The organism is Pseudoalteromonas sp. SR45-4 (assembly GCF_014163535.1).
In the GTDB taxonomy this organism is placed as follows: Bacteria; Pseudomonadota; Gammaproteobacteria; order Enterobacterales; family Alteromonadaceae; genus Pseudoalteromonas; species Pseudoalteromonas nigrifaciens.
Genome location: NZ_JACJDO010000012.1, coordinates 81,752 through 95,731, shown reverse-complemented (window position 1 = coordinate 95,731; position 13,980 = coordinate 81,752). Strand labels below are relative to the sequence as shown.

The 13,980-nt window shown below is 41.5% G+C and carries 13 protein-coding genes; 5 read left to right on the top strand and 8 right to left on the bottom strand.

The genetic code is table 11. The features are described from left to right. Positions 1-111 precede the first annotated feature (111 nt). The 7 genes from H5058_RS07565 to lrp form a co-directional block, all read right to left on the bottom strand. A complete protein-coding gene (locus H5058_RS07565) occupies positions 112-852 on the bottom strand; it encodes a hypothetical protein (protein WP_182677545.1) in 741 nt (246 codons plus the stop codon). Between the two features lie 492 nt (positions 853-1,344). Further along, the gene (gene serS / locus H5058_RS07560) at positions 1,345-2,649 is read right to left on the bottom strand and encodes a serine--tRNA ligase (protein ID WP_058373536.1); all 1,305 of its coding nucleotides are present in this window, start codon (positions 2,647-2,649) and stop codon (positions 1,345-1,347) included. Positions 2,650-2,657: 8 nt separating this feature from the next. Further along, entirely contained in the window at positions 2,658-3,038 is a 381-nt protein-coding gene (gene crcB, locus H5058_RS07555; protein WP_041454454.1) for a fluoride efflux transporter CrcB, read from the bottom strand. Continuing rightward, positions 3,031-4,374: a replication-associated recombination protein A gene (locus tag H5058_RS07550; RefSeq protein WP_086998673.1), complete on the bottom strand. Its 1,344-nt coding sequence runs from the start codon at positions 4,372-4,374 to the stop codon at positions 3,031-3,033. The genes crcB and H5058_RS07550 overlap by 8 nt, the downstream gene beginning before the upstream one ends. Beyond that, positions 4,367-4,993: an outer membrane lipoprotein chaperone LolA gene (gene lolA / locus H5058_RS07545; RefSeq protein ID WP_086998676.1), complete on the bottom strand. Its 627-nt coding sequence runs from the start codon at positions 4,991-4,993 to the stop codon at positions 4,367-4,369. Before lolA ends, H5058_RS07550 begins: the two co-directional genes overlap by 8 nt. Beyond that, on the bottom strand, positions 4,993-7,479 hold the full coding sequence (locus H5058_RS07540) for a DNA translocase FtsK (protein ID WP_182677543.1): 2,487 nt from the start codon (positions 7,477-7,479) through the stop codon (positions 4,993-4,995). Before H5058_RS07540 ends, lolA begins: the two co-directional genes overlap by 1 nt. Positions 7,480-7,676: 197 nt before the next feature. Continuing rightward, complete coding sequence (gene lrp / locus H5058_RS07535; protein ID WP_011328394.1) at positions 7,677-8,156, bottom strand: leucine-responsive transcriptional regulator Lrp; 480 nt, start codon at positions 8,154-8,156, stop codon at positions 7,677-7,679. Positions 8,157-8,294: 138 nt separating this feature from the next. Between lrp and ald the strand changes: the two genes are divergently transcribed. Beyond that, the gene (gene ald, locus H5058_RS07530) at positions 8,295-9,416 is read left to right on the top strand and encodes an alanine dehydrogenase (protein ID WP_011328395.1); all 1,122 of its coding nucleotides are present in this window, start codon (positions 8,295-8,297) and stop codon (positions 9,414-9,416) included. Between the two features lie 122 nt (positions 9,417-9,538). Here ald and pssA read toward each other — a convergent pair whose 3' ends face one another. Continuing rightward, complete coding sequence (gene pssA, locus H5058_RS07525; RefSeq protein ID WP_182677541.1) at positions 9,539-10,864, bottom strand: CDP-diacylglycerol--serine O-phosphatidyltransferase; 1,326 nt, start codon at positions 10,862-10,864, stop codon at positions 9,539-9,541. Positions 10,865-11,152: 288 nt separating this feature from the next. On the opposite strand from pssA, the gene trxB reads away from it, so the two are divergent. From trxB to infA, 4 genes are all read left to right on the top strand, one after another. Further along, positions 11,153-12,103: a thioredoxin-disulfide reductase gene (trxB, locus tag H5058_RS07520; protein WP_011328397.1), complete on the top strand. Its 951-nt coding sequence runs from the start codon at positions 11,153-11,155 to the stop codon at positions 12,101-12,103. Between the two features lie 97 nt (positions 12,104-12,200). Continuing rightward, complete coding sequence (gene aat, locus H5058_RS07515; RefSeq protein ID WP_182677539.1) at positions 12,201-12,917, top strand: leucyl/phenylalanyl-tRNA--protein transferase; 717 nt, start codon at positions 12,201-12,203, stop codon at positions 12,915-12,917. Continuing rightward, positions 12,910-13,614, top strand: a complete 705-nt coding sequence (locus H5058_RS07510; protein WP_182677537.1) for an arginyltransferase — start codon at positions 12,910-12,912, stop codon at positions 13,612-13,614. Before aat ends, H5058_RS07510 begins: the two co-directional genes overlap by 8 nt. Positions 13,615-13,704: 90 nt before the next feature. After that, on the top strand, positions 13,705-13,923 hold the full coding sequence (gene infA / locus H5058_RS07505) for a translation initiation factor IF-1 (RefSeq protein WP_002962494.1): 219 nt from the start codon (positions 13,705-13,707) through the stop codon (positions 13,921-13,923). The last annotated feature ends 57 nt before the right edge of the window (positions 13,924-13,980 follow it).

Sequence of the window (13,980 nt, the reverse complement as noted above, 5' to 3'; positions counted from 1 at the left end):
TCCATGTCCCGTCTGTTAACATTAATCTTGGCATGTAGGTTCGGTGTAAAGTTTTCTGGCGAATTCAATTATACCTTATCTTCATGCTGTTTGTTTTTCATACCACAAAGATCAACACGCCCTAGTCATTCTTTCAATTTGTTCTCTGAGTTTCTTTAAATCGCCTGCCATTTTATGGAGTGGATCACCACCACCAATTTCAGTTATTCCTTTTAATTCAGCAAAGTCGATGGTTAACTCATTAGAATAAATATTATCCTCTACGTCAGAGTAAGAAACAATTATTGTGAAAAAAGGAGTGAACATATCATCGCCTTTCAATTTTCCCTTTAGATCATAAAAACTGAACAAAAAGCTATCTACGTTTTGGTTAATGCCTAAAGAGTGCATACCGTTGGAAAAAACATGAAGCTTTAAGAAAAGATCTACTATTACATTTTCACCTTCAGAAATTTCCGCACCACTTTGATCGACAAATTTGAAACTGACATTTCTGGCAATACCTTTTCCTAAGTTGCTTAAATTGACCATCATTAAATTAAACGCTATATCACTATTTTTAAGTGTGACTGACACGGCAGGTCTAATATTTTCTTTTCTAAGGGAATTGACTTGCTCTATTTGAGCTTCTCTTAAGTACCAAGTTTCTTTAGCTAAAATAAACGTTAAAACAGCTATTGCAACTGTAGCTAAAGCAGCAACCCAAGAAGATAGCGAATCAGCTGTTAAAATCGCAGATAATTGAATTTGACTACCTGTAACTATTCCCAGTATGTAAATTAATGGAGCGCTTACAAGTCCAATTACTGTCATCAAAGGAATTAAGCTTCTCTCATTTCTCCGTTTACTCATAACTATCCTTAAACTGCTAACGAGGCTGTAGATTAACTCGTTTTTTATTTTTTTTATTGATAAACAAACCATAGCTGAGTTCCAATTTTGGTTCAATCGATTATTGTATTTTATGCAAAATATAAAGTGCGAGTTTGATGTTGTTTTAATTGGCATTTTGGAAGGAATTACTGGTGTTTAAGTGGCTTTATTGAGGTTAAAAGGCCTTACCCACCTTAATGCATCGTGTTTGCAGCTTTTCTATATTATGAACAAGGCAATACAGTTGCCACTGCTCATTCACCTGACTCCATAACAGATAAAAAGTCGTAACATATAAAAAGGACAGCGCATAACTTTGGCAAATAACTGTAACGCGCTAAAGCACGCCCTACATATTAGCTGAACCTTTTTACTTTTAACCTATAATAAAAAAGCCGCTGTTTGTAATTAACAGCGGCTTTCTTTTTAAGCTCATAAGCCTAAAACCTGACTTAAAGCTTAAGTTTTATTTTATTGCTTACCAATCACTTCAAGGCCGCCCATATATGGGCGTAATACTTCTGGTACTACTACTGAGCCATCGGCTTGTTGGTAGTTTTCTAGTATGGCTACGAGTGTACGGCCAACGGCTAAACCTGAGCCATTTAGTGTATGTAGTAACTCTGGCTTTTTAGCCCCTTCGCGGCGAAAACGTGCTTGCATACGACGCGCCTGAAAATCTACCATATTTGAACATGATGAAATTTCGCGGTAGGTGTTTTGCGCTGGTAACCATACTTCTAAGTCGTAGGTTTTAGCTGAGCCAAAGCCCATATCACCCATACATAAAATTACTTTACGGTACGGTAGTTCAAGCTCTTGTAGTATTTGCTCCGCATGACCTGTTAACTCTTCAAGCGTTGCCATTGAGTCTTCTGGTTTTACCAGCTGTACCAGTTCTACTTTATCAAACTGGTGCTGGCGAATTAAGCCGCGAGTGTCGCGACCATAGCTGCCGGCTTCACTTCTAAAACATGGCGTGTGCGCGGTTAAACGAATTGGCAAATCGCTTTCGTCGTAAATTTCATCGCGGGCGCTGTTAGTAAGTGGTACTTCTGCTGTAGGGATTAAGCTAAAGCCTGATTGTTGTTCGCCATCGTCGTTTACAAGGCCTAGCGTGTGGAATAAATCGCCCGCAAACTTAGGTAATTGGCTAGTACCGTATAGACTTGCGCTATTTACTAGGTACGGTACGTACATTTCTGTGTAACCGTTTTTGTCTGTGTGGGTGTCTAGCATGTATTGCGTTAATGCACGATGCATACGCGCTACTTGGCCGCGCATTACAGTAAAGCGTGCGCCACTAATTTTAACGCCCATTTCAAAGTCTAAGCCGTTTAAGTCTTGGCCTACATCAACGTGATCTTTCACGTCAAAATCAAACTTTTTAGGTGTGCCCCACGTTAGTATTTCAACGTTGTCGTCTTCGTCTTTACCTGCAGGTACTGATTCGTCTGGCAAGTTTGGAATTGCTAAGGCAATGTCGTTAATTGCGGCTAATACTACATCTTGCTGCGCTTTTGCTGCGTCTAGCTCGCTACCTAAGTTAGCAACTGCATCTAGTAGCGGTTGAGCGTCTTCGCCTTTGGCTTTAGCTTGGCCAATTGCTTTTGCGCTTGCATTACGCTGACTTTGAAGTTCTTGCGTTTTTACTTGTAATGTTTTGCGTTTTTCTTCAAGTGCCGTGACCGTCGCTACATCGAGTTCGTAACCGCGAGCCGCTAAGCGTGCTGCAGTTTGTTCGATATCTTGACGTAAAAATTTAGAATCTAACATGTTAGTTTTTAACCTTTTTGCATTACTAGCTGAAGGCCCAGCCAAGCCATAAAAATACACACCATCACGTTTAAGATGATATTGAGGGCCATTTTAATAAAGTGACCTTGTTGTAATAACAACAGCGAATCCATTGAAAATGTTGAAAAGGTGGTTAACGCACCTAAAAAGCCAACCCCGATCAGGGCTTTAGCAGGGCTTTCGGCGATTATATCTTTATCTAGTAAACCGTACAAAATGCCCATCAACAATGAACCCAGAATATTAACCGCCAACGTGCCAAAAGGGAATCCCCTACCGAGGAGTTTTAGCATGCTTTCGCTAATAAAAAACCGTAAACACGCTCCTGAGGCTCCGCCAAGGGCGATCATCATATAAAGTTTAATCATTTTCGTATCGTTTAAGTGGGCTTTGCGCGTCGCGCTCTTTTAGGTAATCGAGCTTTTGCTTAATTTTTTGCTCAAGGCCACGATCGCTCGGTAAGTAATACTCCCTACCTTGCATTTCTGGTGGTAAATACTTCTCTCCGGCTGCAAATGCACCTTCTTCGTTGTGCGCATAACGATACTCAGCGCCATACCCTAAGTCTTTCATTAAGTTGGTTGGCGCATTGCGTAAATGCTCTGGCACGGGGTAACTTGGCTCGTTTTGGGCATCGGCCTTGGCTTGATTAAACGCCATATACACCGCATTACTTTTAGGTGCGCTGGCTAAATAAAGTGTGGCTTGGGCAATTGCGCGTTCGCCCTCGCTTGGGCCAACTCGCTGAAAAATATCCCATGCGTTTAGCGCCACTTCCATAGCGCGCGGATCGGCGTTGCCTATGTCTTCTGTGGCAATGGCAAGTAAGCGCCTAGCTACATATAAAGGGTCACCCCCACCGGCTAAAATACGGCAATACCAATACAGCGCGCCATCGGGAGAGCTGCCACGTACTGATTTATGAAAGGCCGATATTAAATCGTAAAATTCATCGCCGCCTTTGTCGTATTTAGCTAAATGTGTGGGCAGCACTTGGCTAAGTACGTGCTCGTCTACCTTGTATTGGCCGTTTTGCTCTGTGGTTAAATCAACCGCTTGCTCAAGTAAGTTAAGTACTTTGCGCGCATCGCCACCACTTGCTTGGCACAGTGCTTTTTTTGCGTTGTCGGCAATTACTATGTGCTTTTGGCTTAATTGTTCGTCTTGTTTGAGTGCACGATCTATTACTGTGTATAGGTCGGTATCGGCAAGCGATTTTAAAACATACACCCGCGCCCGCGACAAAATAGCGTTGTTAAGTGCAAACGAGGGATTTTCGGTGGTTGCACCTACAAATATAAAGGTGCCGTCTTCTATGTGCGGTAAAAATGCATCTTGTTGAGATTTATTAAAACGGTGAACTTCGTCAACAAACATTAAGGTGCGTTGGCCACGGCTTTGTAGGTTTTCGCGCGCCTGCGTAACGCTGTCGCGAATGTCTTTAACGCCTGCAGTAACTGCCGACATTTGAATAAGCGCAGCATCGGCATGATTAGCTATTATTTGCGCGAGCGTTGTTTTACCTACGCCCGGCGGGCCCCACAATATTAAACTATGGCAGCGCCCTGCAACAATTGCCTGATGCAGTGGTTTATCGGCGCTGAGTAAGTGCTGCTGACCAATGTATTCATCAAGCGTTGTTGGGCGCATACGCGCTGCGAGTGGGCGTACATCGGGCCCAAAGTTAAATCCTAAGTTACTCACCGTTACTCTGATCGTCTATTTCAACACCTTCAGGGGGCGTAAATTCAAAGGTGCTTTTATCAAGCGGCGTATTAACTTGTGCATCATTAAAAGTAAACGACGATAACTGCCCTGAATTATCGGTTACCACTAATTTAGCCAAACCTTGCTCGTTACCAGCAAAGGTTATATCTAGCTGCTCCACTTGGCTTTCTACGCCTTTGTTTGGCGTTACGCTAAAGCCGCTATTTGTAGCCAGTACGCTGTATTTTTCCCACTGCGCTGGGTCTTTTGAGGTAAGTAACACAAACGGCGTTGAATCTATAAGGCTGCTAGTTTGCATAATAGTTACTTGCTCGGCAAAGCTGTCGAAGTAATATGTTTTATCCCCATTAGATACAAATAATGTATCGTCTGGATTGGTTTGCTGCCAGCGGATCATCATAGGTTGTTGCAGGGCAATCGTGCCCTCGCCTTGCATTACTGCTTGGCCTTGTTTGTCTGTTACTTTTTGCGAGAACTGCGCTTTAAAGCTTTTTAGCGATGCGAGTTGATCTTGTAATGCTTGGCTGTCGTCTGCAAAGCTTGGCGTAGCAACTAAGCTGCCAAGTACTAATAATAAGGTGTTAAGTTTTTTCATTAATTTGCTCCATTAGGTACTAATACATCGCGAGCGCCATTGTGGCCAGCTGAACTCACGATACCCGATGTTTCCATTTGTTCTACTAAGCGTGCTGCGCGGTTATAGCCAACACGTAATTTACGTTGCACAGACGACACCGATACTTTACCGGTTTCAATTACAAACGACACGGCTTCGTCGTATAGCGGATCGTTTTCTTCATCTGCGTTTTCGCTGGCTTCACCCGGTAATAAAATATCCTCGTTCGCGTCGCCATTAAGTATTTCGTCTATGTAATTTGGTTTAGCACGGGCTTTCCAGTCGTTTACTACTGCGTGTACTTCGTGGTCGTCTACAAACGCGCCATGCACACGCTCAGGAACACTTGTACCTGGCGGTAAATACAACATATCACCCATACCTAGTAAATTTTCGGCACCTTGTTGGTCAAGTATAGTGCGCGAATCTATTTTACTCGATACCTGAAACGCCATACGCGTTGGTATATTTGCTTTAATTAAACCGGTAATTACGTCTACCGATGGGCGCTGTGTTGCCAGTATTAAATGAATACCTGCGGCACGTGCTTTTTGCGCAATACGGGCAATTAGCTCTTCTACCTTTTTACCTACAATCATCATCATGTCGGCAAATTCGTCAATTACTACCACTATACTAGGTAGTTTTCCAAGCTCATCTGGGCCATCTTTCATGCCATCGGTGTCTTTAAATAATGGGTCCATTATTGGATAGCCCGCGTCTTTGGCTTCAAGCACTTTTTGGTTGTAACCTTTTAAGTTACGTACACCCAAAGCCGACATTAGCTTATAACGACGCTCCATTTCGCCTACACACCAACGCAGTGCATTAGCAGCTTCTTTCATGTCGGTAACTACTTCACACAATAAATGCGGAATACCTTCGTATACCGAAAGTTCAAGCATTTTAGGGTCAATCATGATCATACGTACATCATCAGGCCCCGATTTGTACAGTAAGCTTACTATCATCACATTAACGCCCACTGATTTACCCGAGCCTGTAGTACCGGCTACCAGTAAATGTGGCATTTTACCAAGGTCGGCACATACCGGCTCCCCAGCAATATCTTTACCTAATACCATAGTGAGTGGCGATGGGTTTTGCTCAAATTTAGGGGCGTTTATTACTTCTGATAAACGCACTATTTCGCGATACTTGTTAGGCAGCTCTATGCCTACATAGGTTTTACCCGGAATAACCTCAACCACACGTACACTAATTGCCGAAAGCGAACGGGCTAAATCTTTTGCTAAACCGGTAATTTTAGACACCTTTATACCGGGTGCCAAATCTAGCTCAAAGCGTGTAACAACTGGCCCTGGGTATACTGCTACAACCTTTGCTTGTACGTTAAAGTCGAGCAGTTTTGTCTCTACTAGTCGCGATACTGTATCGAGCTCTTCTTGCGAAATAGGGTTTTTAGCTTTGTCGGGTCTGTCGAGTAAATCAAGCGATGGTAATGGCCCTAGTGGCGGCTCTTGATTAAGTAATTGTTCAAATTTTTCTTTGGCTGTTGGCGGCGGCTGATACGCAGCTTTTGGCTTGTTCATTGGCCTTGCTGGCGATACTACCGTAGTTACAGGCTTTTCTGGCTCTACTACTGGGCTCTGATCAAGTGCATTAAGTGCAGCTTCTGTATCCATTGGATCGTCATCTATGGCGCTAAAGCCAATTTCTTGATCGAGAATGTCGTCTAGCTCGTCAAACGGCATAAATTCGTCGCTAATTTGCGGCTCATTAAATGGCGTTTGCGGTTTGTTAATTGATTTTTGTTTATTTACTTTTTTGGTATTTGTTTCATCGGCTTGCTCGTTGGTGTCTGGTTCAAATTGTGCGTCTATTTGCTGATTATCATTACCTGCTAAACGCTCTCGGTTTAACCAGCCTTTTACATAATTGCTAATGTAACGATAAAAACGTACGATTAAATCACCTAAATAATCAACAAAATCTACCCACGAAACGCCCGTTAATAATGTTAAACCGGCAAAAAAGAAGCACAATAATAGTATTGAAGTACCGGTAAAGTTAAATGCTGGCATCATTGCCGATTCAATCACATCGCCCACTACCCCGCCTGATGAAAAGTTATAAATGTCATCAAAATTAATGCTGCTAATAGCGGTAGCTGAGGTAATAAATAAAGCAAAACCAATAACACGCAATGCTAAGGTGGTGTAGTCGAGTTGTAAAATTCGGTGCGGTTGTTTAAATAATAAATAACCAAATATCTGAATTGCGGCCGGTACTAAATAAGCCAACCAGCCAAAAGTGAGTAATAATATGTCAGCAATCCATGCACCCGCAGCGCCAGTAATGTTTTTTACTTCGCTAAAGCTAGTTTGCGACCATGCAGCATCCGCCGGATCAAAGCTGATTAAGGCACATAAAATAAATATTGCTGTAAAAGTGCTGATTATCAGCCCTGTTTCTAATAGCCTTTGCACACCGTTTAGGCGCATAATTCCCTATTCCTCTTTATTATTTTTACACTCACTTAGCAGTGGAATACCTTAGCAGGAAATGTATTTTGTTGCACTTTATCTTAACCTTGATGGCCTGATTATGAACAAGTTTTTATAATTTAAACTTATATTATGCGAAACTAATTATAAATTACTATATTAGCCTATAAATAACACACATATTGTAAATCAGCTTAAGCAACATAGGGGCGAATAATTACGCCTTCCTCGCCTTTTACTTCTTCCATTACTACATAAGTACGACTTTCGCTAACATTGGGTAACTTTAAGAGTATATCGCCCAGTACTCCTCGATATTCTGACATGTCGTTTACCCGCGTTTTAAGTAAAAAGTCAAAATTACCCGATACTAAATGGCACTCTATTATTTCGTTATGCTTTTTAACTGCAGCACTAAATTCGTCAAATACATCTGCCGATGTTTTAGTAATAGTTACCTCAACGTATACCGATAAACCTTGGCCAAGCTTAGCCGGATCAACCACAGCCTTGTAACCAAGTATATAACCTTCTCGCTCCAACTTTTTTACACGCTCTAAACAAGGTGTCGCACTTAAGCCAACTCGTCGGGCCAGTTCCACATTAGATAACCGCCCATCCTGTTGTAATTCCACTAATATTTTGCGATCTATTCTATCTAATAGTGTATGCATACTCACCTAGTTTATTATTCTGTTTAAAAGCCAAAAACAGATATTATCACTATAATATGTTAAAAAAAAGGTAAGACACACTAGCAACTCATGAATATAATAGTGAAAAAACTTATCCCGTTCTAACAAGGCAAAATTATGATTATAGGTGTACCTAAAGAAATTAAAAACCATGAATACCGCGTAGGTATGGTTCCTGCTAGTGTTCGTGAGCTCGTTAATCACGGCCACCAAGTATTAGTGGAAACAGATGCGGGTATGGGCATTGGCTTTACTAACGACGATTACGTACAAGCCGGTGCTGAAATTTTAGCAACACCTGCTGATGTATTCGCAAAAGCCGAGATGATAATTAAAGTAAAAGAGCCACAAGCAATTGAGCGTGCCATGCTGCGCGAAGATCAAATTCTTTTCACTTACTTACACCTTGCCCCTGATTTACCACAAACTGAAGACCTAGTTAAAAGCAAAGCAATTTGTATTGCATACGAAACAGTCACAGACTCTCGCGGTGGCCTTCCTCTATTAGCACCTATGAGTGAAGTAGCAGGTCGTATGTCTATTCAAGCGGGCGCACAAGCGCTTGAAAAAATAAATAAAGGCAGTGGTATGTTACTTGGTGGCGTACCGGGCGTTGAGCCAGCTAAAGTAGTTATTATTGGCGGCGGTATGGTTGGCCGTAGCGCTGCACTTATGGCGGTTGGTTTAGGTGCAAACGTAGTAATACTTGATCGTAACATTGACGTATTACGCGCACTAGACGCACAGTTTGGCAACAAAGTACGCGCTATTTACTCAACTGCCGACGCACTTGAAAAACACGTACTAGAGGCCGATTTAGTAATTGGTGGTGTACTTATTCCAGGTGCAGCTGCACCTAAACTAGTAACTGCTGCGCACATTAAAGCCATGAAACCAGGCTCTGCAATTGTTGACGTTGCCATTGACCAAGGTGGCTGTATTGCTACCTCTAAAGCAACTACCCATGCAGATCCTACGTTCATTGTTGATGACGTTGTTCACTATTGTGTTGCTAATATGCCGGGCGCTGTGCCACGTACTTCTACGTTTGCACTTAACAATGCAACCTTGCCGTTTATTATTAACCTTGCAAACAAAGGTTATAAAAAGGCATTGCTTGACGACGCTCACTTCTTAAAAGGCTTAAACGTAATAAAAGGCCAAGTAACTTACAAAGAAGTAGCACAAGCGTTTAACATGGAATATGTTGATCCTCGTACTGCGCTAGAAAACGTTTAATTTAGCGTAAAGCACTCAAGCATTAACTTACTTGAGTGCTTTAGAGTAAACATTAGTGCAAACAAAAAAAGCAGCTATTAGCTGCTTTTTTGTTGTATAGATTTTAAATTTTATAAGGTTACTTATATAAAACGTTTAATTATAAAATCTACTTTTACACGTTTTGCTTGGCCAAGTAACTTTTTAACCGCTTGCGGATAATCGTCCATGGTTTCTAAATCATCTGGGCCAGTTAAACGGCGACAGTGCTGCAGAATTTCTTGCTTTTCGTTGTCAATATCTTGCATTATTGTTTGCTGTGGATCTTCAATTAAAATACCATTTTCAACATCTAGTCCCCACGCCCGCGGGTTAAGGTTATGACCACTGAGTAAATGTACTTTTCTGTCTGAACAAATGCCTTTTAAATGAAACGAATTACTGTTGTGCTTCCATAAATAAACGTTTAAATTACCGTTATCAATATGGCGTTTTTGCGTTTTAACAAATTTATGCAAAATAGTTTCGTATAAATACGGCAACGCGCCTATTTTACTAAATGGCTCGCTAGGCGGTACATAAAAGTCGTTAGCCGTTTTATCGCCCACTACAATAGTGACTTGCTTACCTTGTTTTAATAAGCGGCGTAATGAGCGCATTAATGGCGCCGGAAAATTAAAGTAAGGCGTGTACAACACTAGCTCTTGCTCGGTGGCGTCAAACATGGTTTTAATTAAACGATTAAGTTCGTTATTGCGTCGCCCTAATCCTAAAAACAAACGAATACCTAAGGACTGAGTATTATGCAGCTCGGCGCTGTTATACCTTGCTGTTTTTAAATCACGCATTAATTGCTTTTGATCTAATCTAAAGTCATTAAGCTTTGGCAGCGGGCGGCTATCAATACGCGGCACTGCATTTGAGCTAAGTAATGTTGTTTCAATAAAGTCTATTACAGCATCGCACAATGCGTTTTGCGTAACTAAAAAGTAACGATCGAGGCGATAACGGTCGTTATACTCTAAATACACATTATTTATACTCGCGCCGCTATAAAGCAAGGTGTCGTCAATCACAAAACCTTTTAAATGCAATACGCCAAATAACTCTTTCGCTTTTACTGGTACGCCGTATACCTGCACGTTCGATTGAAACTTTTCGAGGTAATCACAATATAAACTGGCATTCCCCTCAGATTTTTCGGCACCAATAAGGCCACGTTGCGCGCGATGAAAATCTACCAGCACTTTTATTTCAAGCTCTGGGTTAGCTAATGACACCTGGTGCAGTGCCTCTAAAACTTCACGTCCGGCTTCATCATCTTGTAAATAAAGCGTGGTTATATAAATTCGTTTTTTTGCGTTGGCAATTAAACGTAGCAATTGCGTACGGTACTCTTGCGCATTGGTTAAGACGTTAAGGTCTTTTGAAGTCAACCCAAATGCGGGTTTTTCCTGCCAAAATAACATAGTTGCCTATTCACTTAGGTCACATAATCTTTCAGTGACAAATCAAAATTAGGTAAAACATATCAAAAAAAATCAAACCGGTCATGAATTAACGCAGTTTTGTTGCGTATTAGTCTGTTTATTGAACTAATTTTACTTATTAGACATAAATTACTCCATTTTAAGTACACAATATTGCACAGCTTTAAAATTTGTTAAAAAAATTAATCACGGATTTTGTTTACTTCCTGCTTGTTTTTCTTAGAATCGAGCGCATTACAGAGTGAATTAAACGTTTAGGAAAAAACCATGACTGAAGCAAAACATTGTAAGTTACTTATTTTAGGCTCAGGCCCCGCTGGTTACACTGCCGCAGTTTACGCAGCCCGCGCAAATTTAAACCCGGTATTAATTACTGGTATGCAACAAGGTGGCCAATTAACCACCACTACCGAAGTAGAAAACTGGCCTGGCGATGCGCATGGCTTAACTGGTCCTGCGTTAATGGATCGTATGAAAGAGCATGCTGAGCGCTTTGAAACTGAAATTATATTTGATCACATAAATAAAGTAGACGTGTCTAAACGCCCTTTCACTTTAACTGGCGACCAAGGCACTTACACCTGTGACGCACTTATCATTGCAACAGGCGCGTCTGCTAAGTACCTAGGCTTAGAGTCAGAAACAAATTTTCAAGGCCGTGGCGTATCTGCGTGTGCGACCTGTGATGGTTTTTTCTATAAAGGACAAAAAGTAGCGGTTGTTGGCGGCGGTAACACAGCTGTTGAAGAAGCGCTTTACTTATCTAACATTGCCGATGAAGTGCATGTAATTCACCGTCGTGATAGTTTCCGTAGTGAAAAAATATTAGCCGACCGCCTAGCTGAAAAAGCAGCAAACGGTAATGTGGTAATGCATTACAACCGCACGCTTGACGAAGTATTAGGTGACCAAATGGGCGTTACCGGTGTGCGTATTAAAGATGCAAACTCTGATGCAACTGAAGAATTAGACCTAGCGGGCGTATTTATTGCTATTGGCCATAAGCCAAATACCGATATGTTTGTTGGCCAACTAGAGATGAAAGACGGCTATATAATTGTTGAGTCGGGCCTTAATGGCAACGCTACACAAACTAGCGTACCAGGCGTATTTGCCGCTGGTGATGTGTCGGATCATATTTACCGCCAAGCAATTACTTCTGCCGGAACAGGTTGTATGGCAGCATTAGATGCTGAGCGCTTTTTAGATAATCTATAAGCTGTTAAGTGTTTAGTGAAAAAGGCTGATAAATCAGCCTTTTTTTATGTCTAAATTATAGTTACACTTTTGTTATTCGTTTTTATTGAAGTATTGTATGAAAAAGCAGCTGTACCAGCTAAGTAATACCGATATAGCATTTCCTCCTATAGAGTGCGCTCTCGACTCCCCCGACGGTTTACTCGCTATTGGTGGCGATTTAAGTTTAGCGCGGCTAAGTAACGCTTATAATAATGGTATATTTCCGTGGTTTAGCGAAGACGAGCCAATAATGTGGTGGTCGCCCAGTGAGCGCGGCATTGTAGAGCTCGATAATTTTCATATTAGTAAAAGCCTGCGCAAGCATTTAAAAAAGCACCCGGTCACCGTTACTATAAATAATGCCTTTATTGAAGTGATTGAAGCATGCTGCGAGCAACGCATTGATACCGATGGTACGTGGATCATCTCTGATATGCTCACTGCGTACATTAACGCCCATAACGCAGGCATTGCCCATAGTGTAGAAGTGTGGCGCGAGGGAGAGCTTGCAGGTGGCTTATATGGCATTATGCAAAATGGTGTTTTTTGTGGCGAGTCGATGTTTCATCATCAAACAAACTGCTCTAAGCTGGCTATGTGGGCGTTGGTTAATTGGCTTAAGCGCCATAACGCGCATTTTATTGATTGTCAGCTCGAAAACCCCTATTTAATGTCGTTAGGGGCGACAGTGATCCCACGCCCTGCATTTTTAGCTAAACTACACGCAGCGCAAAATTATAAAGTAGACCCTGCTATGTGGATACCACAGGAGCTTAACGCTATTTATGAATGAACATATTCCTGCACGCGCTGGTTTAAGCCAAGAGTTTGCTTGTAGTTATTTACCCAACCGCCAAGAGCAGTTATTGGTCATTCTTGATCCAAGTTGCTACAGCAGCGATAAATTTGAGTCTTTGCTGGCGTTAGGTTTTCGTCGCAGCGGTAACCAAATTTACTGCCCGCACTGTCCAACTTGCAGCGCATGTAGCTCTGTACGTGTATTAGCACAAGAGTTTATTGAGACAAAATCGCACAAACGTAAACTAAACAAAGCAAAAACACGCTTTGAAGTTAAATATTCTAACCAAGAGCGCCCGCAATACTACGCGCTGTACAGTAAATATATTAGTTTGCGCCATCAAGACGGTAGTATGTATCCTCCTGATAAAACACAGTTTCAGAGTTTTTTATTATGCAGTTGGTTAAACATCACTTTTATAGAACTTTGGGATCAAGACAATTTAGTTGCGGTTGCCGTAACTGATTGTATGGACAAGGCTATTTCAGCTATTTATACTTTTTTTGACCCCGACTATGAGCAGTATAGTTTGGGCACTGTGATGATTTTACAGCAGCTAATATTTGCTAAAGCACAAAATAAGCACTACGTGTACTTGGGCTACCAAATAGACGAATGTCCTAAAATGAACTACAAAACGCAATTTTTACCGGCGCAAAAACAAGTCAAAGACCAGTGGTTGACTATTTAATTTGCAAAAATAGCCGCTGCGCCTTTACTTATTGGCGTATTTTGGGCAGAATCTGCAGCGTTTAACTATTAAAGAGGTGTTACGCTAAACATGGCGAAAGAAGACGTAATCGAAATGCAAGGGACAGTCCTTGATACTTTACCAAATACAATGTTCCGAGTTGAGCTAGAAAATGGTCACGTAGTTGTGGCTCACATTTCAGGCAAAATGCGCAAAAACTATATCCGTATTTTAACCGGCGATAAAGTAACGGTAGAAATGACCCCTTACGATTTATCGAAAGGTCGTATCGTATTCCGTGCTCGCTAAGTAAGTGCGTAAACGAGATTTAGTTTTTGGCTAGTGTTTCACTAGCTTTAAGCGTTT